Source organism: Halovalidus salilacus, from assembly GCF_031852275.1.
GTDB classification, from domain to species: Archaea; Halobacteriota; Halobacteria; order Halobacteriales; family Natrialbaceae; genus Halovalidus; species Halovalidus salilacus.
On record NZ_CP134700.1, the window covers coordinates 3,993,672 to 4,014,660 of the forward strand.

Genomic DNA, 20,989 nt, shown 5'->3' on the forward strand with positions numbered 1-20,989 from the left:
ACAGCGTTGAATGTGAGGTCCGATCGGCGCCCTGTGGAAGAGGCGCACCGACGACGAACGCTGAAGGGGGAGTCGAGGAGGCGAATCACAGCCGGAGGCGTCTCAGAGAGCGGAGACCGATATGGACCCCGTGCGGAATCGGGTTGCGGACTCGTGTGATTGAAAGGCCGATTTTTCGCATGCTTCCTTCTTCGTCTGCACTTGAGTCGAGAGCCTTCCTGGACGGAATCTCGCTGCGTCCCTTCAGAAGCGCTTTGCAGCTCCCTCGGCGTCTGGACTCGTCCCTCACCTGGAAACGCGGAACCCCGTCGAATCTGGTCTCCTCGAATATCTATCTATCCGACTGATAGATCATCACGCTTATTATGTGGGGTGATGACACCCTTCAGTGATGTCTTCGAAGACACCATCAGAGGTGAAGGCAGCGGAGGAACCGCATTCGGAGATTGCGGGGCTCTTACAGCAGATGGGTGCTGCCCCTGCACCGACGTTCGAATCACTCTCGCCAGAGGGTGCGAGGAAGTTGATCCGGCAGATGTTTCCGGTGCCTGAGAACCCGGAACCCGTCGGCGACACGATGGATCTGTCTATCGGCGACGAGGGCATCCCCATCAGGGTGTACATCCCCGAGGGTGAGGGGCCTTACCCAACCCTCCTCTACATCCACGGGGGTGGCTGGGTCGTCGGTGATCTCGACATCTACGATGCAACCTGCCGAGCGATCACCAACGAGGCCGACTGTATGGTCGTATCCGTCGGATATCGGCTCGCGCCGGAGCACAAGTTCCCGACGCCGCTCGAAGACTGCTACACTGCCGCCGAGTGGATCTTTGAGACCGCCGAACCGATGCAGATCGACACGGAGAACATCGCGATCGGCGGCGACAGCGCCGGCGGAAATCTGGCGGCAGCGGTTACGCTACTCGCTCACGAGCGCGATGGCCCGTCGTTCGATCACCAGGTGCTCATCTATCCCGTCACGGACCACTCGTTCGACACCACCTCCTACGAGGAAAATGCAGAAGGCTACCTGCTCACGAAGCCCGCCATGGAGTGGTTCTGGGAGCACTACCTCCGCGACGATCTCGACGGGAAGAGTCCGTACGCTTCGCCGTTGCAGGCGCAGACCCTGCAGGGGCTCCCCTCCGCGACGGTTGTTACCTGCGGTTTCGACCCGCTGTGTGACGAGGGGGCCGCCTACGCAGCCCGGCTGGAAGAGGCTGACGTCGACGTGTCCCATCACCATTACGACGACGCGATCCACGGCATCGCCCAGATGCTGGTTGACCCAATGGATCTGACGCGCGGCCGCGAGCTGATCAGCGACATCGCGACCGACCTTCAGCAAACATTCAACTAAGTCGCGTCAGGTGGGCACCCCCTGTTCTTAGCTTTCATTAGAAATTGTTACTCACTTTTGGAATCGAGAGTTGGTCAAAGGCGGTGTCGATCGCGGCGCTGTTCAGATTAGAGTTTGAAGGAGTGAAGCGGTGGAAGTCGTGGTGTTCATGCCAAAATTCGACCGCCTCAACGGTCTTAGCACCGACACTCAGTTAGGTTTTGTGGAGTGCGAGGCTACACCGCGCGAATTGATACGACTGAGTATCCGGCTCCATCTGCGCGGACTATCACTTTCGAATATTGTACCTGTCTTAGAGAGTTTCGGTATCGAGCGGGCTCGCTCGACTGTTCACAGCTGGTTGCAGAAAGCCGAACTACAGCCCACCACTTGAAAACAACCGGATCACGTCGCGCTCGACGAAACCGAGATCCACATCAACGAACAGCGTTACTGGCTGTACGCCGCTGTCGATCCGGAGACGAACGAATTCCTCCGCATGAGGCTCTTTTCGACGCGGAACGAAGGCGTCACTTCGATCTTTCTCTCCGAACTCCCCAAGAAACACGACGTCGACGACGCCGTGTTTCTCGTCGATTCAGGTCCCTAGCTTAACACTGCACTCCACCGCCATGGCCTCCGATTTCGACACGAGACACACGGAAACTGGAACGCCATCGAACGTCTCTTTCGAGAGATAAAACGACGTACCTCCCAGTTTGGATACTGCTTTAGGAACGCCGAGCCGGAAACCGCCAAAAGATGGCTCCAGAGCTACGCATACTACTGGAACCAGCTAATCTGAACAATGCCGGAGTAAGGTGCTGTTCAGATTAGATTCTGAAGGAGCGAGGCGGTGGAATTCGCGGTGTCCATGCCCGAATTCAGCCGCTTCACGCTACCTAGCAGCGACATTCAGTTAGAATTTGTGGAGCGCGAGCAGACACCGCGCGAGCTGATGCGGCTCGGTATCCACCTCCATCTCGCCGGTCTCTCGCTTTCGGATACTGTTCATGTCCTAGATGGGTTTGATATCGACCGTGCTCGGTCAACCGCCCATAATTAGGTGCAAAAGCAGAGTTATAGCCCGAGGACGGCAAATCACCGGATCACGTGGCGGGTGATGAGACTGTGATCCAGCTCACTGACGATCGGTACTGGCTGATTGCAGCGGGTGATCCAGAGACAAACGAATTCCTCCACGTTCGGCTATTTCCGACGAGAAATACGGGGCTTACGGGACTCTTCCTCGACGAACGCAGCGAGAAACATGACGTCGATGACGCTGTGTTTCTCGTCGATTCTGCAGATTGGCTGAAAGCCGCGCTCCACCGCCGTGGCTACGAGTTTCAGTACGAACGCCTCGGCCAACGTAACAGCATCGAACGTGTCTTCAAGGAAGTAAAACGGCGAACGTACCAGTTTGGAAATTGCTTCAGAAACGCCGATCCAGAAACGGCCGAAACATGGCTGCAGAGCCTCGCGTACTGCTGGAACTAGCTTATCTGAAAACACAGTTGATGGCGTGTTTCCTCTGGAGCAGAGAGCGATCGAGGTCCTTTTCACTCTTTTCTTCTGGGCCTCTTAAGAGGATATACTTACTCTATATTAATATATATTCCTATCAAAAGAATTTAAACCCCACCCAATACGATCACCCACCACTCCATTCCCCTAACCCCTCATCGGGCATTTCACCGGAAATCCGGTGGGTGTCCCTTCGGTATTTCTTCGTCCACACCTCCTTTCCCCGTCCAGTCCAGCGTGTCCCGTTTCTTCCCTTTCCATCCACTTTCGTACTTAACTCCCTCTTTTCCACTTGCTCACTTAGTACTCTCTTTCCCCTCATCTACTCCGCACTCGATTCCAGCTTCGATCGAGATCATCCCACTTTTTTGCTCTCAACCTCTCTTTACTCCTTACCCCCTATCTCTCTCCACTCCTACATCCATTGTCACAATATGTCTGTAAGAATAGTATCATTCTAAATTGAGAGCAGATTTGAAATCCACTACCGTTGTTCGAATGTCAGGCACCGTCTAGTTAGCGCAGTTTGAGGAGTGAGCAGGTCGTAGAGTTAGTTTGGATCAATGCTCGCAGACCTGCTCAGCGAGAGCTACACGGCGGAATTTGATGAATGTTGGGAGCGTGAGCGGACGGCGACGCCCGTCAGGGCGTTCGGCGTCAAGCTCCACGCGACCGGTTGTTCGCTTCGAGAGACACAAGCGATTCTTCGTTCACTCGGCGTTGAACGCTTTCACCAAGCAATCTGGCACTGGGTACATCGGCTGGCTGACAGCGTCCCAGACCCGCCGACGGCTTCGCCGTCGCGGGTCGCGGTTGACGAAACCGCTGTCAGGATTAACGGCGGTCGATCTTGGGTGTACGCTGCAATAGACCTTGATACGAAACTCATCCTCGATGTCGCACTCTTTGGACGGCGAGGCACCGATCCAGCTGCTGCGTTTCTGCATGGACCCACCGAGAAACACGATCTCTCCGAGGCTGAGTTGCTCGTTGATGGCTACGGCTATCTGACTGCCCTCTCTCGGTTAGGATTGAACGGTGACCTCGACTACGTTGATCGAAACCACATCGAAAAGTGGTTTCACACGCTCAAAATGCGGATCGACCGCTTCCACAACTCGTGGGTGGACAGTCGGGCCAGCGTCAGAGGGTGTCTTGAACAGTTCGTACACTACTATAACACACAGCGACCACACCAGTCCCTCAACAGACAGACGCCAGCCGAAGTGCTAAACTAGACAGTGCCGAATGTCAGATGATCTCACCGATCGAATATATCTGTAAAACATATTTTTCTTTATGTCTCTCCGAAATAATCGACTTATTTATTCGGAATCCTTACAAAGACGATTATTGCTACCTTCTTTGCAAACAGGAATCTATCCATACCTTCTTCCAAACCGTAACGAATCGCGGAATTTATGATGCTACGCTAGTAGGTGCTAAAAACCCACTATTTCATATCATGTTATGCATTATATGTATTTATCATTATCAGTTGCTCGTAGCACGTACTGCTTCTGCCTCTCTTTCTCTGCGTCCCGATTTCGCCTCCCTTCCCTTCTGTTACGTACCAATCGTTGAAACATCAGGTGAACACTCGAGAGAAATACACCATCTCATTCCATTCCGCGGCGTCTTCTGTTTGTCAGTTCCTCGGCGTGTCCCGTTCCTCTACTCTAACGAGACCGTATTCGTAACTGGTGGCTCCTCGGACACCGGATGGACAGTAGCCCGCCGATTTGCCGACGCCGGTGCGATGGTCATCGTCGCGGACATCCGCTCCGAACCCTAGGAGGCTAACCTGCGGTCACGCCATGTTCGCCGAGACAGTCGTCTCCGATCCCACCGACGCCGTCACGGTCGTCGAGGGCGCTCGCGAGTTCGGCGGTGTCGACGTGATGGTGAACAACGCGGGCATCTACCGCCACACATAGCTGCTCGAGACGTCAGTCACAGAGTTCGACTCGTTACCCAACCTTCGTTCCTCAGAGTTCGATGTGCTCGCCACGTTCGGCGGACTCGTGGATGGCCGCGATCATTCGCATGCCCTCAAGGCCGTGGCGTCCGTCCGGCAGGATCTACTGTTCCGAGAGGACGCGGTCGGTGAAGTAGTCGAACTCCACGAGCATCTCCTCGACTTCAGTCGAAGTCGACGTCCTCGATGGTCGTTGCGCTTGAGGAGGAACTGGGCGGTGTTGAGGGGGTAGATGCCGAGGTCCATCACGGAGGTACCGTAGCCGGAGACGTCGAGGCGCCACTGGTCCGCATCCGGGATCATCTCGGGGATCTGCTGGGTGTTGTTGCCGTAGACGTGAGTAGGCTTTCCGATGAAGCCGTCCTCGATCAGCTCCTTCGCCCGTTGTACCGTGGATTCGGTGTGCATTCGGTAGGCAGTCATCAACGGAATATCGGCCGCTTCGGCCGCCTTGAAAAGTCGCTCGACGAGATTTCCGCATGGTTCGTATCGAAATTGGCCTGAGCTGCCTGAGTCTATCTCCTGATAAGTCATTGAATTAACAATAAGGAGATGTCAATGAGGGGATTTTATCTGAAAAACTATAGTAAGGATTGGGATATATCCTTCGATTCACAGTCTGAAAGGGAAAATATAGGAAGATGTTCATCTCTAGATTGACAGCAGGTTCTACCCAGTAACGCTGGCTGTTGAATACGACTCATCGAAGGAACTATACTTAGCAATCGTCAACTTTTTATTGTGGACCGGTTTCAGGTGTAGCGCTCATGTCACAGTTGAGTTTCCGATCGGGAGTAGAAGAAAGAACTTCTTGTTCACCCTGCCGATGAACCTTTGATCAAGCACGTTACTTGAATGCACTACTGCGTATATCTATATCTATTGATAATTATATATGGTAATTACAACTAGGCTCACGGGGGTGTTCAGTACTATAAATTATATGGCATTTTCAAATAGTTCGAGTACGCGGAACTTTTCCGACGGAACAGCTTCATGCGTTGGTAAAAGCTTTTTATAGTCTCCTCCAATACCACTTGTATGGCTATGGAATTACTCGAGGAAAAGGAAGTCACTCTTGACGTCGAAAATATAGGGGGAATTGATGAGACGTCTGTCGAACTATCGCCGGGTGTGACGGTACTTTCTGGCCGAAACGCGACGAACCGTACGTCACTCTTGCAGGCGATTATGGCCGCCCTCGGAAGTGAAAACGTCACGGTGAAAGCTGATGCTGACGAAGCTCATGTCAAACTCACCACTGGGGATGAGACCTATACGCGAACACTCACGAAATCGAATGGAACCATCCGTACTAGCGGAGATCCGTATCTAGAAAATCCGATAGTCGCCGACCTCTTCGCATTTCTCCTCGAATCGAACGAGATACGTCGGGCCGTCACGACGAACAGCGACCTCCGAGAACTCATAATGCGGCCGGTTGACACCGACAAAATCGAAGCAGAAATTGACCGCCTCATCGAGCAGCGACGAGAGGTGGCATCTGAACTTGAGGAACTCGAGTCTTTGAAGAAGCGTTTGCCGACGCTCGAGGAGAAACGTACGGATCTATATTCTCAAATCGAGTCAAAAAGAGATAAATTAGAAGAAACCGAATCTAAACTCGATAACTTTGATGCAGATGTCGAAGAAACGAGGTCGGAACAAAGCGAAGTCGAAGAGAAGCTCTACGAATTACGGAATAAACGAAACTCTCTAGAAGATATAAGGTATAGGATAGAAACAGAGAAAGAAAGTCTATCGTCACTACGAAACGAGCAAACGGAACTCGAAGACGAAGTCGAAGCGCTCCCTGACGCGCCGGCTGGTCGTATCAACGAACTCAATGAGAAGATCCGTCAGCTTCGCGAGCGAAAACAGCAACTCGAATCAGAAATTAGCGAAGTGCAGAACGTAATCCGTTTTAACGAAGAGATGCTCGAAGGATCGGCTTCGGAGTTGCTCGACCAATTTGGAGATGAAAATCAGGATGTTACGGATCAATTGCTCCCCGATGATACGGTAACGTGTTGGACCTGTAATAGCGACGTTCAGGCGAAACAAATCGAAACGACGATCGACAACCTGCGCGAATTAACCCAAGAAAAGTTCGCCGACGTCAACGATCTCGAATCGAGGATCAGCGACCTGCGCGAGCAGAAGTCGGAATTAGAACAACATCAGCGCGAACGCGAGCAAATCGAGCACCGTCTCTCGAAGATAGAAACGGAGATCGAGGAAACCGAAGCCACGATCGAAGAGTTCACTGATCGTCGAGATACGCTCCACGACGAGGTTTCCGACCTCGAAAACGAGATCGAAGAGATGGAAGACGAGTCGTATGAAGAAATACTCACCATCCATCGTGAGGCCAACCAGTTAGAATACGATCTCGGAACGCTCGAAAACGAGGTCGAACAAGTGGAGGAGGAGATCGAGACGATCGAGTCACAGTTGCGAACGGAAGACGATCTGAAGGAGCAGAAAAACCGGATCAAGGCCGAGATCGACGATCTCCGGATGACGGTCGAGCGGATCGAAACCCAAGCGATTGACGAATTTAACGAACACATGGACACCGTGCTCGATCTGCTCGATTATCGAAACTTGGAACGGATCTGGCTTGAGCGATCGGAAACGGACGTTCGCGAGGGACGTCGAAAGGTTACGAAGAGCGTATTCGACCTCCACGTAATCAGAAAGACGGAAAGTGGTACGGCGTACGAGGACACGGTCGACCATCTGAGCGAGAGCGAGCGCGAGGTAACGGGATTGATTCTCGGATTAGCTGGATATCTCGCCCACGAGGTCTATAAGACCGTCCCGTTCCTCCTACTTGACTCTCTTGAGGCCATCGATTCAGAACGGATTGCGACACTCGTTGATTACTTGAACGAATTCAGTCCATCTCTCGTCGTAGCGTTACTTGAGGAAGACGCTGCGGCGCTCGATGATGACTACCACTACGTGACTTCCATCTGATTCTTCCCTCTTTTCCTTCTCAATTAACCGTCTACTCGACTATACGGAAATATCAAAAAGAGGAACCAGAAGGAAGAATAACACCAGTACTTCTGTTATGGGTAATCTCCTATCGTCTCCAGACCTAATTTGATCGGATATAAAACCGGTTAAAGGTAAGGAAGAGTCTTGATCACTTCCTGTATTACTAGCTTTCTGATTCTGTACAGTCACACCCCCTCTGATCGAGGATCTCGGTTACATCGAAGAGTCGACCGCACTCTTCACAATAGACGTTAATATTCACGGTAACCTGATGTGAGCCGATATCTATTTCCTCTGCCTTATCGAGTCCTTCAAGCTTCGTTTTCGTGACAGCCGCAGTTCGACTTCTGAGCTGTTGAATACTCGTTTTATCGCGTTCGATCGGATTTTCACTCGGCATATATTCGGCGTTCCGTTCTTTTTGTAAAAACGATCGTACCGCCTGGTAGGTTACGAAGTCAGACTCTAGCGTATCAACATCCACGCCTTCGCGTTCAAGTTGCCGTCGCACTCGAGTTTTGTCGGCGCTGCTTCCTTCTTTGTCCGCCAAACGAGTGTATATTGAGTCGACGTCTGCACTGACCAATGCTATTCCCGAGTCGTCGAGTGCGGATCGGAGAATCCGCTTATTAACCATCTCGGCGAGTTCTCGAAGACTTTTTCTATCTGGCTTCTCAGCCGTCCACATTTGTTCAAGTTCTTCGCCAAACCCGTTAAGACCATACTCGTCTATAAGTCGAGCAATTTTCGTTCTCCTTTTGTTCGCATTCGCTTCTTCAGATCCACTCATACGAGTCGGTATTGTGCCCTGGCTTAATGAGATTTCCCATATACCTATACGGTCGCATCACCGAGTAAGAATGTGATCGAGTCCGTGAGAACCATTTGGTTATCTGTCATAATTTCGTTTTGACGTACGGTATTTACTCCAATCCGTCTTCATCCTTACGGCCTCCCAGAATAACAAAAGTGCCTCTGTTATGCCGAAAGGGTTATTTTTCTCGTAGTTGCTCACCTACCGCCTACTGGAGCACTATAACGTCTGTGAGATTATTGCGATCATCGCGAATAAAACCACGGAATCACGTTCGGAAATGATGAACGCACTGAAGTATAATCCGGAGTATAACCAGGGAAAGTAATCCGGAGCCCTTCTCTACTGACTTATTGCGGCTTTCAGCTTGGTGAACGGCTATTTCGGACAGGAGAATTCAATATTTTAGTTAATACTTGACCGAACTCGGGGAAAATTCCACCACTTCAAGTGTAACCTGCGAAAACCATCTATTCCGGTTATACCGGAATGCATTCTGTCTGTCACTTATTAGCTTGGTTTCCCGTGGCACTATTTTCTCGAGGACCGGCTATTTTTCAGGTTTTTCTACCAGAAATGACAGAACTGGATATCTTTGTCAGATCCCGTTCTCCCTTCGAGTTCAGTATTACCGGACAGATTTATTAGTATCCATCCCGAACCCATGATAACACATGACTCAGGATGTCCCGGTCAAAACCGCCAAAAAAACCCTCGAATTAATCGAAACAATTGATCACCTCAACGGAGCGAGTTTCATGGAAGTGATGAATGAGATGAAGATGCCGAAGAGCACAGTCCACGACTACCTTCAGACTCTACTCGAACTTGGATACGTTATCGAGGAGGGCGGACAATATTATCTCGGAACTAAGTTTCTCGAATTAGGCGAGAGACGACGACGACGAATGAAGATTTATCAAGCCGCAGAACCGGAGATTCAGAAATTGGCTACGGAAACGGGGGAACACTCCAGTTTAATGATCGAAGAGAACGGCATCGGCGTGTTACTGGCTACGGCGACTGGCGAACACGCGTTACAACTCGAAGTCTATCCGGGACAACGACTTCCGCTTTCGACGTCGGCCCCTGGAAAAGCGATTCTCGCCCACCTTCCCGAGGAGCAAGTCGAAGAGATTCTCGACGAACACGGCACTCCTGCCGTCACTCCAAACTCGATCACGAACAGGGAGGTGCTCTACGAGGAATTCCGAACCATCCGAGATCGAGGGTACGCGACGGATCACGGTGAACGTGTCGAAGGCGTTCGAGCGATCGCCGTGCCGATCATTAGTAACGGAACTGTCCACGGGGCGGTCGGCATCGGCGGACCGGTTCAACGGCTCACCGATGACCGAATGGCAGACGAACTTCCCACGTTACTGCTCGAGACGGCGAACGTGATCGAAGTCAATTACAAGTACTCATAGTCGATCACGGTCGGTTAACCCTCGAAAGGGGATGGAAGGCGTCGCGACACTCGAGGAGTACGTGGTGAGTCAGAGATTCGTTGGCACGCTGCTCGAACCGTACGGCTGGGATCGACCGATCAACTACCGACGTACTATCTGTACAACGCGAAATGCGCCGAATTAGGTGTTCCAGTGGTGATGCAGGTCGGTCGCTCAGCGATGAAGATGCCGAGCAAGATGGGGAAACCGCTTCTGCTCGACGATATCGTGCTCGGCTTTCCCGAATTCGACATCGTCGGCGGTCACACCGAATGGCCGTGGTCGCAGGAACTCGAGGCGCTCGCGTGGAAGCACTCGAACCTCTACCTCGGGGCGACAGCGTACGCACCGAACAGTTGGGAGGAAAACGTCGTGAGCTTCATCCGATCTTACGGTCAGGTGAGGTTGTCTTCGGCACGGATTATCCGATTCTCTAGTACGACGAAACATTGAACCAAACAGACGAGTTATGTCTCGATCCTGACGTCGAACGAAAACTCCTCTACGAGAACACGGGGGATCTGTTCGGAGTTTAAGCCGGATATACGGCAGTTTCCGGCGGTTTTATTTGGTGGGGATAGATAGATGATTTCTAACTATTCACCGATGCATATTATGGCCACGGCGAAATTATCGACCGGGATATATTTGTGGATTCGCGATGACCCTCTATACGGACGATGTACTCGAAAATCAACGTCGAAGACGCCGAATGGCGTACCCAAACTAACAGCGAACCCGCCGTCAAAACGCTTGGGTACGAGATCAAAACCCGAGACGAGTCGCGGCCGAACGAACAGCGGTTCAACTATTTCCATTACGATGCGGGAGACGTCGTGCGACGACACAAGCAGATAGAACAGGAAGAAGTGTTCTACATCGAACGCGGGAGCGGAACGATGGAGGTCGATGGTGAGGAGTTCCCGTACGAAACCGGTGATGTGATCGTGGTCGATGCGGGTCCGTGGCGACAGATCAAGGCCGAGGAAGAAACGAGAATCTTCGCCGTCGGTGCTCCGAACGTTCGCGACGACGCGATCTTCGAGGACGAACTCGACGAAACGGAGTGAGCGGGAGACCTGACGAGCCGACGCCGATCGGTTAGAACGACGGTATCACGTCGTCACCAAATAGCCGGATCTGTTCCAATTGCGTTTCGACGTCCGTCGTGAAGAAATCGATGATGATTCTGTCAGCGCCGGCCTCGGCGTAGGATTCCAGATCTTCGATCACCTTGTCGGCCGGTCCAGTTAGGATGCGATCCCCGTCGCCGCCAACATTGACCGGTCGGAGCACAGCGATGTTTGGCTTTCCGTCTCGACCAAAATCGGTCCAAGCGTTCATGATCCGGCCACGAGCAGTCTCAACGTCGCTCGGACTATCCCAAAGCGTTGTCCAACCGTTCCCGTACTCCGCGATTCGCCGGAACGTCGCCCCCGAGTGCCCGCCGATCCAAACGGGTATCTCCCTGGACGGCGACGGGTAGAATCCGACAGTATCGAACGAAAAGTGGTCACCGTCGTAGGCGAGACGCCCTTCCGTACAGACCCGCCGGAAGATGTCGAGGAATTCGTCAGTTCGCGAACCTCGTTCATCGAACGGTACGTCGAGGGCATCGAATTCCGTTTCCAACCAGCCTGGAGCAACTCCGAAGTCGACTCGGCCACCCGATAGCGATTCGAGGGTGAGAATGTGCTTGGTCAGCGTGATCGGATGGCGGTACGGGGCCGCGCACACGTTCGTTCCGAGATCGATCTGATCTGTGATCGCCGCAAGGTGGGCGAGTACCTGAAACACGTCGTAGACGCTCGTCTCGGAGGTAAACGGCGGTTCTCCGCTCTTCGAGAATTCGTAATCGGACGGAATTTCGTCGGGATAGGCGATGTGATCTCCGGCGACGAGAACGTCGAATCCACTTTCTTCGATTGTTGTCGCGGTCCGTCGGAACACCTCCGGACGCTTCTCATCGGGTATTCCGTAATCGTTGCTCGTCGCGGATAGCATTACACCGAACTCGAGATCGCTTGTTGATGCCATCGACGCATATTCGTTTACTGTCTGTTAGCAAATCTCTTTCGGGTAGGTGTCAGTACGGGGAGAATCGAAGGGGGAAGGGCTCGTCTAATGACTTCCCCGTCGAACCGGACGAATTCGAGTGACCGAAACGGCTCCGTCCGATGGGATGTTACTCGAAGAGGTGGTTACTGATGACTTGCCGGTTGATTTCGTTCGTGCCTTCGTAGATCTGAGTCCCCTTCGCCTCGCGCATAAACCGTTCGACGGGGTAGTCCTTCGAATACCCTCGCGAACCGTGGACCTGTACTGCTTCGGTCGTAACGTCCATCGCGACGTCGGTCGCGAACGTTTTTGCCATCGCCGCCTGTTTGCTGACGCGGTTTCCCGCGTCGAGATTCTGTGCCGCCCAGATTGTCAGCAGTCGTGCAGCCTGGACGTTCATCGCCATATCCGCGAGCTTAAACGAAACTCCCTGGAACTCTCGAATCGGTTTGTCAAACTGTTCGCGCTCGTCCGCGAAGTCGATGCTCGCATCCATGGCGCCCTGTGCAATCCCCACTCCCTGGGCCGCGGCGCCGATTCGACCGACGTCGAGCGCCCGCATGATGTACTTGAATCCGCTGCCCTCCTCTCCGATGATGTTTTCCTCGGGAACTCGGACGCCGTCGTATTTCACTTCGTTTTCGACGACGGCGTCGCCCTCCATGCAGGGGATATCCCTGACGAACTCGAGTCCGTCAACGTTTTGCGGGTCGGGGATACCGATGAGACTTACGTCGTGATGTCCGCCGCCTTCGCCCGTACGTGCGACGACGATCAGGAAGTCTGCTACTTCGCCGTGTGACGTCCAAACCTTCTGACCGTCAATGACGAGTTCGTCACCGTCCCGCCGAGCGGTCGTCTCGAGTGCCGCGGCGTCGCTGCCGGCCTGTGGTTCCGTTAGCGAGACGGCCGTTACAAGGTTCTCTGTGAAGATCTCCTTCAACCACTCTTCGCGTTGTTCTTCGGTCCCGAATTCGAGTAACGAGGTTCCGACGAGCGAACAGGAGAGCGAGACCACGCCCGCTGGAATCTTCCAAACCCGCGAGAGTTCTTCGACGGCGATCTGAAATGATCGGTAATCTAGTCCTTCGCCGCCGTACTCCTCGGGAATCGTGATTCCGTACAAGCCCGCATCACCCAGTTCGTTAATGAGACCAAGCGGAAATTGACCCTTCCGTTCGTGCTCTTCGACGACCGGCCTGACTTGTTCGTCACAGAATGTCTGGACATGTTCTCGAAACTCGCGGTGTCGCGGTTCTAATCCAGTATGCGTTATCATATACCACGTAATTGATTCCCGAGGGGATAACTTATACCTTGCCGTCACCTCCGTCGTCAGCGGATCCCGGCTTCGTTCGAAGACGTGATTTTCCGAGTGCTCGTACGATCCGACGGCAAAGCTATCGAAAGTCGGGCAGACTTATACGCCTGTGTATCCCTTGTCGGACTGTTGTACACATGCGAGATGCATTCGTCATCGGGGCAGGTCAGAGTTCGTATGGCTCGTTCCCAACCGAGAGCTACCGATCGCTGTTTCGAACAGCGTTTGAGGGGACGGTCGAGAGCGTGGACGACGGAATCGATCCGGATGAAATCGACGAAGCTTTCATCGGGATGATCAGCATCGGCGGTCGGCAGTTGGGGCTTTCCGCTCCTGCCGTGACCGAACACGCCGGACTGCACGGGATTCCGACCACGCGCGTCGAAAACGCCTGCGCGGCGAGCGGTTCCGCCGTTCGTCACGCGGTCCAGGCCGTTAAATCGGGTATGGCCGATGTCGTTCTCGCTGGCGGCGTAGAGATGATGACGGATCTGAGCAGCGACACAACGCGTTACTGGTTCGGCGTCTCTGGCGAAACGGAGTGGGAGCGAATGGCCGGAACGACCTTCTCCGGCGTATACGCTCAGATTGCTAGCGCGCACATGTCCGAGTACGGGACGACGCGCGAGCAACTATCCCGTGTCGCCGTTAAGAGCCACCAAAATGGTGCGATGAACCCGAAGGCTCATCTGGACTTCGAGTGCTCGCTCGAGCAGGCCGAAAACGCGGCGACCGTCGCAGATCCGCTCACGCTGTATCACTGCTGTCCGACGAGTGATGGCGCCGCCGCCGTACTCGTCGCGAGCGAAAACGTCGCACGGGAGTACACGGACCGTCCCGTCAGAATCGCGGGCGTCGGTGCGGCCAGCGACGGTGTCGGGCTCTTCCAGCGAGACTCATACACAAATCTACCGGCGACCCGAAAGGCCGGTCGAGACGCATACGAAATGGCAGGGCTAACTCCGGACGACATCGACTTCGCCGAAGTCCACGACTGTTTCTCGATCGCTGAGATTCTCGCGTACGAGGATCTCGGCTTTTGCGAAGTCGGACGGGGTGGTCAACTGATCGAGGATGAGGTGACGACGCTGGAAGGGGATCTCCCTGTGAACACCTCCGGGGGACTAAAATCAAAAGGCCATCCGATAGGTGCGACTGGCGCGGGACAGCTCGTCGAAGCTTTCGATCAACTTCGCGGGACCGCGGGCGATCGCCAGGTCGAAGACGCGCAGATCGGCCTGACGCACAACGTCGGCGGGAGCGGTGGCGCTGCAGTCGTCCACATCCTTGAGTCGCCCGATCGAACGGAGGTGGGAGCATGACTGACGCTATCGGAATCGAGGCTGTCGGAACGTACGTCCCGCGACGCCGCCTTTCGGCCGAGGCCGTGACCGAAGCGTGGAATCGCTTCGACGGCGCCGGAATTCGGCAGACCTCCGTTCCCGGACCCGATGAGGACAGCCTGACGATGGCTGCAGAAGCTGCCCGCAGGGCGCTCGATGAAAGCGACGTCGAGCCGTCCGATCTCGAGGCGCTCGTGTTCGCGACGACGACGCCGCCCCTCGAGGAGAGCGACCTGTCGGTTCGGCTTGGCGAGTTTTTGGGCGTCGACGAGGACGCGACGCACACGCTGTTGACCGGCAGTACTAACGCTGGCGTTCGCGCGCTCACGACCGCGCTCGCGGACGACGATGGACCGACGCTCGTCGTCGCGAGCGATGCTCCCAGGGGCAAACCCGACAGCGCCCTCGATCACGCCGCCGGCGCCGGCGCGGCCGCGTTCGTGCTCGTACCCGACGGCCCCGCCGCGATCGTCGACCGGGCTGACTACGCGAGCGACTATCCGGGGACACGGTTCCGGGAACCGGGATCGACGACCGTAGACTCGCTCGATATCACACCATACGACAGATCGGCGTACACAGAGACGATCCGCGGCGCCGTCGAGAACCTCGACGTCGACCCGTCGTCGATGGACGTGGTCGTTCTGCAGGCGCCGAACGGAGGACTCCCCTACCGTGGAGCGAAGGCAATTGGCGTCCCGTCCGACGTCGTCGAGTCTCACGCGATCGTCCACGATCTCGGCGACCTCGGGGCTGCCAGCGTCCCGCTCTCCCTGGCGAACGCGCTCGTCGACGGCGCCGACCGTGTGCTCGCTGTCGGCTATGGGAGCGGAGCCACGGCGACCGCCCTGTCCGTCGAGCAATCCGGACCCGTCACGGGCGAGGTCGACCTCGAGGGGGAGGAGTCGATCAGCTACACGGCGTATCTCCGCCTGCGAGGTGAGATCACGAACGGCGAACCGGCCGGTGGGGGCGCGTACGTAAGCGTTCCCTCGTGGAAGCGCTCGAGTCCGCAGCGGTACCGCCTCGAGGCGGGGCGCTGTCCCGCCTGCGATGCGCTGAATTTCCTGCCGCGCGGGGCCTGCCGGCGGTGTCACGAACTCGTCGAGTACGAGCCGGCGCAGCTGGAGCCGTGCGGGACCATAGAGGCGGTGTCGGTCATCTCACAGGGCGGAGCGCCGCCGGAGTTTGCCGAGCTTCAAGCCCGTGCCGGCGATTATGCGACGGCGATCGTCGCGTTCGACGGGACCGACGGCGGCGTGGCGAGCGCGCCGTTGCTCGTCGTCGGGACCGATCCGAACTCGGTCGCCGTCGGCGACCGCGTCGAGGCGACGGTCCGGCGGATCTACACCCAGGAGGGCGTGACCCGCTACGGACTGAAGGTAAGACCGGTCGACTGAGCGACGCGCTCTCGACGGCGTTTCTTATCGGGAGAATTCGGATGCTAGAGACGCCGACCGGGATGAATCGCTCGGTTGGCTTGGGAACGTACCCGTCGTGCGGTACCGTGGCGGTCGTTTTCCGGTCCATCCGATACTGCTTCTGTCACTCCTCGTGGTGTCGCGTCCGCGCGATCCGCGGCACGCCCTCGACGGTCACTGTCTCGCCCAGGATGTACCGGGAGGCAGGGCTCGCGAGGAACTGCGCGACCGACGCGATCTCGTCGGGAACGCCGATCTGTCGGTCGACCTCCTCGAGGTCGATCTCGTCGGCGCTTATCCCCATCTGGCTCTCGAGGCCCTCGGTCGCGACCAGTCCCGGAGCGATGCAGTTGACGCGGATGCCGTACTCGGCCCACTCGTAAGCGAGCGTCCGCGTCAGGTTGTTCATCCCGGCTTTCGACGCCGCGTAGTGGGACATAAGCGGCGCGCCGTCGCGGCCGGCCACCGACGAGATGTTGATGATCGTCCCGCCGCCGGCCGCGCGCATGTGCTCGCCGACGACCTGGGTGCAGTTGAACGTCCCGTTAAGGTTGATGTCGACGATGGTCCGCCAGGCGTTCTGGCTGTACTCTTCAAACGGTGCCTGGAAGCTCGCGCCCGCGTTGTTGACCAAGACGTCGACACCGCCGAACTCCTCGACGGTCGCGTCGGCGACCGCCTCGACCGCGTCCCAGTCGGTGATGTCGCACTCGATGGCGAGGGCCGACCCGGGCCGGTCGCTGTCGTTGATCGTCGCCGCGACCTCCTCGAGGTCCTCGATGGACCGCGAGCAGACAACGACGTCGACGCCGTCGGCCGCGAACCGTTCCGCGATCGCTCGACCGATGCCGGTCGACGCGCCGGTGACGATCGCCGTCTCTCCCGCAACCTCGTACTCAGCAGTCGTCATGGTGTGACGGGACATACGAAGAAAACGCTTGTAAATCCGATTGTTTCTCGACTAACATGTATGCCATGGTGCTACAATTCGGTGGAGACGACGGCGACCCGATGGAACTGGCCAGGTTCACCCCCAAGAGTGCGAAAGGCCGGTTCGCGCGTCGGGGATCTGGCGGTCTCCAGCCTCGTTCATGAGCTGAAGGACGTCTTCGGCGTGACGGGAGAGCGACGCGCAGATGCCCGCGTTCGGCGTGAGGACGCCGTCCGACGGGTTGACCGGATATCGCCGTCGGGCGTCGCACCTCCTCGCGGACGAGGTGTCTGGCCTCACCCTTTCACCCTTCTCACAGAGTCCGAGCGCCTCGTACTCCATCGGTCGATCCCGACGAGACCAGGCAGGTCATCAGCCGATGGAGCGGCCATGAGACGATCGGCGACTTGGGAACATCATCGATGGATTCGTTACTGCGGTGTGAAGACGATGAGCCGGTCGTCGTCCGTTTCGCGGACGGCGACCGACACCGGGAGTCCGACGGCAACCTCGTCCCCGTCGGGATCGACGTTTTCGACGCGTCCTGTCAGGCTGATCGATCCGAGCGAGACGACCGCGAGCACGTACGGGGCGTCGGCCTCGAACTCAGGCCCCGGCACTCGGATGGTCGTGTGGGAGGCGATCTCACCCCGTTCCGGGAGCGATCGGCGCTTGAGGACCGAGTCGCCGCAGTCCGGACAGAGGTTCCGCGGCGGCAGGCACGCGTGTCCGTTCGAACACTCGAGGTAGTAGCCGTCGCCGTCGGCCAGCGCATCGACGAACGAGTCGAAGGCGGTGTGGACGTCGCTCATGCGATCACCTCCGACGCAGTCGCGATCACATCGCTTCGTACGTTCATGTGACCACCTCCAGGACATGAACGGTCGCGCTCGCGACGGTTCCGCCGGCGTTGTGCGTGACCGCGGTTGTGGCGTCGCTGACGGCGGGGCTGTTGACGTGGTCGCCCCGCAGCAGCTTCGTCAACTCCACGATCTGTGCCGCCCCGGTCGCGCCAACCGGGTGGCCCTTCGCCTTCAACCCTCCCGAGAGGTTCACGGGGAGGTCGCCGTCGGCAGCCGTCTCCCCGTCGCGAGCGGCCCGGTAGGCCGTCCCCTGCTCGTAGAGACCGAGCGACTCGAGTGCCAGCACCTCGGCGATCGTAAAGCAGTCGTGGACCTCGGCCAGGTCGACGTCGGCCGGACCGATCGACGCGTCGGCGTAGGCCTCCTCGGCCGCGCGCTCGGCCGCCGGCGTCCGCGTCAGTGAGGCGCGATCCTGCAGCGCGAGCCCGTCGGTCCCCTGCCCGGTTCCCGTGATCGCAACCGGCGCGTCAAGGTCGTGCTCGCGGGCGTACTCCTCGCTGACGAGGACTGCCGCGCTCGCCCCGTCCGTGATCGGGCTCGCGTCGTAGACGCCCACTGGGTCGGCGACCAGTGGCGCCTCGAGGACGTCCTCGACGTCGATCTCCCGTTGGAACTGCGCGAGGTCGTTTTCGAGGGCATGAGCGTGGTTTTTTACAGCGACGTGGGCAAGATCCTCCCTGGTAGCGCCATGCTCGGCAAAGTAGGCGGTCGCCATCAGCGCGTATGCGCCGGGGAAGGTCATCCCGGACCGCCCCTCGTAGAGTTCGTCGCCCGCCGTGGCGAGGGCGTTCATCACGAACGACGTGGAGTTGTTCGTCATCCGCTCCATGCCGCCGACGAGCATGACGTCGGCCTCCCCGCCGCGCACCTTCGACACCGCCTCGCGGACCGCGACGCCGCTCGAGGTACACGCGCTCTCGAATCTGGTGGCCGGAACCCGCAGCCCCGCGGCGTCGGCCATCAGCGGCCCTTGGTGGTTCTGTCCTTCCGCGAACGCGCCCATGAAGTTCCCGTAGAACAACGCATCGACGTCAGCCCGCGGAACGTCCGCGTCGTCGATCGCCTCGTCGCTCGCGTCCGCGAACAGTTCGCGTCCGGTCTGATCGGGATGGCTGTCGAACGGTGTCATCCCTACGCCTGCGATTCTAACACCTGTCATGAGTATGCATAGCAGATATTTCCCCGGATCCCTTGAGCGTTCCGACTGGCGCTGTGATCGAGGCCGCCACCGACCGGATCACCGACGTTCGGTCGACCTCGATCGACCGTCCGCGACCGATCAAGGCAGACCGAGAGGGGGACCGATCCTGTTTTCCGAGACTTTTATTAAGATCGTCGTCGCCGGTGTCGTTAATGGATCGAGAGAGCCACCGCCAGGACGAGATACGCCTGATATACTACATGAACGGCGAGCCACGAATCGAACCGGCCGCAGAGATCGTCGAGGCCGTCGCGGACGTCAAAGAGGTCGACCCAGTGTCGTTGCCCCCGCTGTTCGAGCGCATCGATCCCGACGCGCTGAACCGACTCCTTTCGGCGGAGACTGCGGGGGAGATCCACCTCGCGTTCCGGTACTGCGGCGTCGACGTCCGCGTCCATCGCGTCGAATCGCCCCATCGGGTTCCGGACGACGCGTTCGCACGCTCGGCCGACCGGTGAACCGGCCGACGCCTCGAACCGCGACGCTTCCGGGGGAGTGACGAGAAGGCTTAACTCGGGGTGGGTAAAATAGTACGCTCATGCTTGCGCTATCGGATGAACAGCGAATGGTAGTCTCTTCGCTTGAGCAGCTCGCGGAGCAGGAGTTCGCAGACGACGCGTTCACGTGGGGGGGCGACCCGCCGATGGAGAACGTGAACCTGCTCGCCCGCCAGGGCTTTCTCGGAATCAACATCGCGGAGGAGTACGGCGGCGGCGGCATGTCCGAGTTCGAGGCCATGCTCAGCATCGAGGCGGTCGGTCGGGTCTGTCCGGACACCGCCGAGTATCTCTACAACCAGCAGATGGTTGCGCCGCGGGCGATCGAGATGTTCGGCAGCGAGGAGGTGAAAGAGCGGTACCTTCCTGGAGTGACGTCCGGGGAGAAAAGCATCGCGGTGGCGATCTCGGAACCGGAGGCCGGGTCCGACGTCGGATCGATGTCGACGACGGCCGAGGAACGTGACGGCGAACTCGTTCTCAACGGTGAGAAGATCTGGGTCAGCCACATCGAACAGGCTGACGCGGCGGTCGTCTGGGCGAAGTTCCCCGAGGGACTTGGCTCACTCGTCCTCGATCTCGACAGCGACGGCATCGAGATCGCTCAACACTACACCAACATGGCCGACCACGTCCAGACGCAGTTCTACATGGAAGACATCGTCATCCCGGAGGAGAACGTCCTCACACGCGGTAAGGAGGGCTTCAAGAACCAGCTCAAGGCGCTCAACTGGGAACGCCTCGGCAGTGCGACCCTTTCGAACGCGATCGCCGGCTGTGCGATCGACCACGCGCTCGAGTACGCCCAGCAACGCGAGCAGTTCGGCCAACCCATCGGCGACTTCCAGGGGATTGAGTGGAAGCTAGCTGACATGGTTAAACGACTCGAGGGGTCGCGCGCGCTGACCTACCGCGCGGCGGTCAACGCACACGAACAGGGACGGGTTCCAGACCGACTCGATGCCTCACTCGCGAAGCTCACCTCTGGGGAAATGGTCGAAGACGTCGTCAGCGAGGCGCTGCAGATCCACGGTGCGAACGGCTACCAGAAGGAGCACCCGCTCGAGTACCTGTACAGGTTGGCTCGCGGTCGCCGCCTCGCCGCCGGGACCGACGAGATCCAGAAGAACACGATCGCCGGCGTACTGAAAAGCGAGGGGCTGCCCTCGTTGACCTGAGTGCGGAGTGCGGCGGATGAGCTGCTCAGCACTTGCGTGGCTGACGACCGCTTACCTCCGC

General features: G+C 57.2%; 17 protein-coding genes and 3 pseudogenes. 12 read left to right on the forward strand and 8 right to left on the reverse strand.

Going from position 1 to position 20,989, the window contains the following annotated elements:
* Window positions 1-391: 391 nt before the first annotated feature.
* From RJT68_RS19650 to RJT68_RS19665, 4 genes and pseudogenes are all read left to right on the forward strand, one after another.
* Window positions 392-1,360, forward strand: a complete 969-nt coding sequence (locus RJT68_RS19650; RefSeq protein ID WP_407038210.1) for an alpha/beta hydrolase — start codon at window positions 392-394, stop codon at window positions 1,358-1,360.
* A 148-nt stretch (window positions 1,361-1,508) separates the two neighbouring features.
* Window positions 1,509-2,144, forward strand: a pseudogene (locus RJT68_RS19655) (IS6 family transposase).
* Window positions 2,145-2,213: 69 nt separating this feature from the next.
* Window positions 2,214-2,839 (forward strand): annotated as a pseudogene (locus RJT68_RS19660) (IS6 family transposase).
* A 590-nt stretch (window positions 2,840-3,429) separates the two neighbouring features.
* Window positions 3,430-4,104: an IS6 family transposase gene (locus RJT68_RS19665; protein ID WP_407038211.1), complete on the forward strand. Its 675-nt coding sequence runs from the start codon at window positions 3,430-3,432 to the stop codon at window positions 4,102-4,104.
* A gap of 750 nt (window positions 4,105-4,854) precedes the next feature.
* Here RJT68_RS19665 and RJT68_RS19670 read toward each other — a convergent pair.
* Window positions 4,855-5,309 (reverse strand): annotated as a pseudogene (locus tag RJT68_RS19670) (Gfo/Idh/MocA family protein); the annotation flags it as partial.
* A gap of 576 nt (window positions 5,310-5,885) precedes the next feature.
* On the opposite strand from RJT68_RS19670, the gene RJT68_RS19675 reads away from it, so the two are divergent.
* Entirely contained in the window at window positions 5,886-7,826 is a 1,941-nt protein-coding gene (locus tag RJT68_RS19675) for an archaea-specific SMC-related protein (protein ID WP_407038212.1), read from the forward strand.
* Window positions 7,827-8,013: 187 nt separating this feature from the next.
* Here the strand turns inward: RJT68_RS19675 and rdfA are convergent, their stop codons facing one another.
* Window positions 8,014-8,640: a rod-determining factor RdfA gene (gene rdfA / locus RJT68_RS19680; RefSeq protein ID WP_407038213.1), complete on the reverse strand. Its 627-nt coding sequence runs from the start codon at window positions 8,638-8,640 to the stop codon at window positions 8,014-8,016.
* 698 nt (window positions 8,641-9,338) lie between these two features.
* Here rdfA and RJT68_RS19685 point away from each other — a divergent pair.
* The 3 genes from RJT68_RS19685 (at window position 9,339) to RJT68_RS19695 (ending at window position 11,185) form a co-directional block, all read left to right on the forward strand.
* Entirely contained in the window at window positions 9,339-10,094 is a 756-nt protein-coding gene (locus RJT68_RS19685; protein WP_407038214.1) for an IclR family transcriptional regulator, read from the forward strand.
* A 180-nt stretch (window positions 10,095-10,274) separates the two neighbouring features.
* Window positions 10,275-10,568: an amidohydrolase family protein gene (locus RJT68_RS19690; RefSeq protein ID WP_407040415.1), complete on the forward strand. Its 294-nt coding sequence runs from the start codon at window positions 10,275-10,277 to the stop codon at window positions 10,566-10,568.
* Between the two features lie 227 nt (window positions 10,569-10,795).
* Entirely contained in the window at window positions 10,796-11,185 is a 390-nt protein-coding gene (locus RJT68_RS19695) for a cupin domain-containing protein (protein WP_407038215.1), read from the forward strand.
* Window positions 11,186-11,216: 31 nt separating this feature from the next.
* Here RJT68_RS19695 and RJT68_RS19700 read toward each other — a convergent pair whose 3' ends face one another.
* On the reverse strand, window positions 11,217-12,152 hold the full coding sequence (locus tag RJT68_RS19700) for a TIGR03619 family F420-dependent LLM class oxidoreductase (RefSeq protein WP_407038216.1): 936 nt from the start codon (window positions 12,150-12,152) through the stop codon (window positions 11,217-11,219).
* Window positions 12,153-12,300: 148 nt separating this feature from the next.
* Window positions 12,301-13,452 (reverse strand): acyl-CoA dehydrogenase family protein, encoded by a 1,152-nt coding sequence (locus tag RJT68_RS19705; RefSeq protein ID WP_407038217.1) that lies wholly within the window; start codon window positions 13,450-13,452, stop codon window positions 12,301-12,303.
* A gap of 179 nt (window positions 13,453-13,631) precedes the next feature.
* Here RJT68_RS19705 and RJT68_RS19710 point away from each other — a divergent pair, with 179 nt between their 5' ends.
* Together RJT68_RS19710 and RJT68_RS19715 are read left to right on the forward strand one after the other, a co-directional pair.
* Entirely contained in the window at window positions 13,632-14,816 is a 1,185-nt protein-coding gene (locus tag RJT68_RS19710; RefSeq protein WP_407038218.1) for a thiolase domain-containing protein, read from the forward strand.
* Window positions 14,813-16,237 carry a zinc ribbon domain-containing protein gene (locus RJT68_RS19715; protein ID WP_407038219.1) on the forward strand — a complete coding sequence of 475 codons (1,425 nt, stop codon included), beginning with the start codon at window positions 14,813-14,815 and terminating at the stop codon, window positions 16,235-16,237. The genes RJT68_RS19710 and RJT68_RS19715 overlap by 4 nt, the downstream gene beginning before the upstream one ends.
* Window positions 16,238-16,382: 145 nt before the next feature.
* Here RJT68_RS19715 and RJT68_RS19720 read toward each other — a convergent pair whose 3' ends face one another.
* From RJT68_RS19720 to RJT68_RS19735, 4 genes are all read right to left on the reverse strand, one after another.
* On the reverse strand, window positions 16,383-17,168 hold the full coding sequence (locus tag RJT68_RS19720; RefSeq protein ID WP_407038220.1) for an SDR family NAD(P)-dependent oxidoreductase: 786 nt from the start codon (window positions 17,166-17,168) through the stop codon (window positions 16,383-16,385).
* A 117-nt stretch (window positions 17,169-17,285) separates the two neighbouring features.
* Window positions 17,286-17,531 (reverse strand): thiolase C-terminal domain-containing protein, encoded by a 246-nt coding sequence (locus RJT68_RS19725; protein ID WP_407038221.1) that lies wholly within the window; start codon window positions 17,529-17,531, stop codon window positions 17,286-17,288.
* A gap of 89 nt (window positions 17,532-17,620) precedes the next feature.
* Window positions 17,621-18,001 (reverse strand): Zn-ribbon domain-containing OB-fold protein, encoded by a 381-nt coding sequence (locus RJT68_RS19730; RefSeq protein WP_407038222.1) that lies wholly within the window; start codon window positions 17,999-18,001, stop codon window positions 17,621-17,623.
* 43 nt (window positions 18,002-18,044) lie between these two features.
* Window positions 18,045-19,211 (reverse strand): thiolase domain-containing protein, encoded by a 1,167-nt coding sequence (locus RJT68_RS19735; protein ID WP_407038223.1) that lies wholly within the window; start codon window positions 19,209-19,211, stop codon window positions 18,045-18,047.
* Between the two features lie 53 nt (window positions 19,212-19,264).
* Between RJT68_RS19735 and RJT68_RS19740 the strand changes: the two genes are divergently transcribed.
* Window positions 19,265-19,711, forward strand: a complete 447-nt coding sequence (locus tag RJT68_RS19740; RefSeq protein WP_407038224.1) for a HalOD1 output domain-containing protein — start codon at window positions 19,265-19,267, stop codon at window positions 19,709-19,711.
* 80 nt (window positions 19,712-19,791) lie between these two features.
* Entirely contained in the window at window positions 19,792-20,928 is a 1,137-nt protein-coding gene (locus RJT68_RS19745) for an acyl-CoA dehydrogenase family protein (RefSeq protein WP_407038225.1), read from the forward strand.
* Window positions 20,929-20,989 lie beyond the last annotated feature (61 nt).

Excerpts from the sequence above, each read along its gene's own strand:
- RJT68_RS19720 (WP_407038220.1), bottom strand. The coding sequence starts at position 17,168 with ATGACGACTGCTGAGTACGAGGTTGCGGGAGAGACGGCGATCGTCACC.
- RJT68_RS19745 (WP_407038225.1), top strand. The coding sequence starts at position 19,792 with ATGCTTGCGCTATCGGATGAACAGCGAATGGTAGTCTCTTCGCTTGAG.
- rdfA (WP_407038213.1), bottom strand. The coding sequence starts at position 8,640 with ATGAGTGGATCTGAAGAAGCGAATGCGAACAAAAGGAGAACGAAAATT.
- RJT68_RS19685 (WP_407038214.1), top strand. The coding sequence starts at position 9,339 with ATGACTCAGGATGTCCCGGTCAAAACCGCCAAAAAAACCCTCGAATTA.
- RJT68_RS19700 (WP_407038216.1), bottom strand. The coding sequence starts at position 12,152 with ATGGCATCAACAAGCGATCTCGAGTTCGGTGTAATGCTATCCGCGACG.
- RJT68_RS19690 (WP_407040415.1), top strand. The coding sequence starts at position 10,275 with ATGCAGGTCGGTCGCTCAGCGATGAAGATGCCGAGCAAGATGGGGAAA.
- RJT68_RS19705 (WP_407038217.1), bottom strand. The coding sequence starts at position 13,452 with ATGATAACGCATACTGGATTAGAACCGCGACACCGCGAGTTTCGAGAA.
- RJT68_RS19715 (WP_407038219.1), top strand. The coding sequence starts at position 14,813 with ATGACTGACGCTATCGGAATCGAGGCTGTCGGAACGTACGTCCCGCGA.
- RJT68_RS19650 (WP_407038210.1), top strand. The coding sequence starts at position 392 with ATGTCTTCGAAGACACCATCAGAGGTGAAGGCAGCGGAGGAACCGCAT.
- RJT68_RS19725 (WP_407038221.1), bottom strand. The coding sequence starts at position 17,531 with ATGGAGTACGAGGCGCTCGGACTCTGTGAGAAGGGTGAAAGGGTGAGG.
- RJT68_RS19710 (WP_407038218.1), top strand. The coding sequence starts at position 13,632 with ATGCGAGATGCATTCGTCATCGGGGCAGGTCAGAGTTCGTATGGCTCG.
- RJT68_RS19735 (WP_407038223.1), bottom strand. The coding sequence starts at position 19,211 with ATGACAGGTGTTAGAATCGCAGGCGTAGGGATGACACCGTTCGACAGC.
- RJT68_RS19695 (WP_407038215.1), top strand. The coding sequence starts at position 10,796 with ATGTACTCGAAAATCAACGTCGAAGACGCCGAATGGCGTACCCAAACT.
- RJT68_RS19665 (WP_407038211.1), top strand. The coding sequence starts at position 3,430 with ATGCTCGCAGACCTGCTCAGCGAGAGCTACACGGCGGAATTTGATGAA.
- RJT68_RS19730 (WP_407038222.1), bottom strand. The coding sequence starts at position 18,001 with ATGAGCGACGTCCACACCGCCTTCGACTCGTTCGTCGATGCGCTGGCC.
- RJT68_RS19675 (WP_407038212.1), top strand. The coding sequence starts at position 5,886 with ATGGCTATGGAATTACTCGAGGAAAAGGAAGTCACTCTTGACGTCGAA.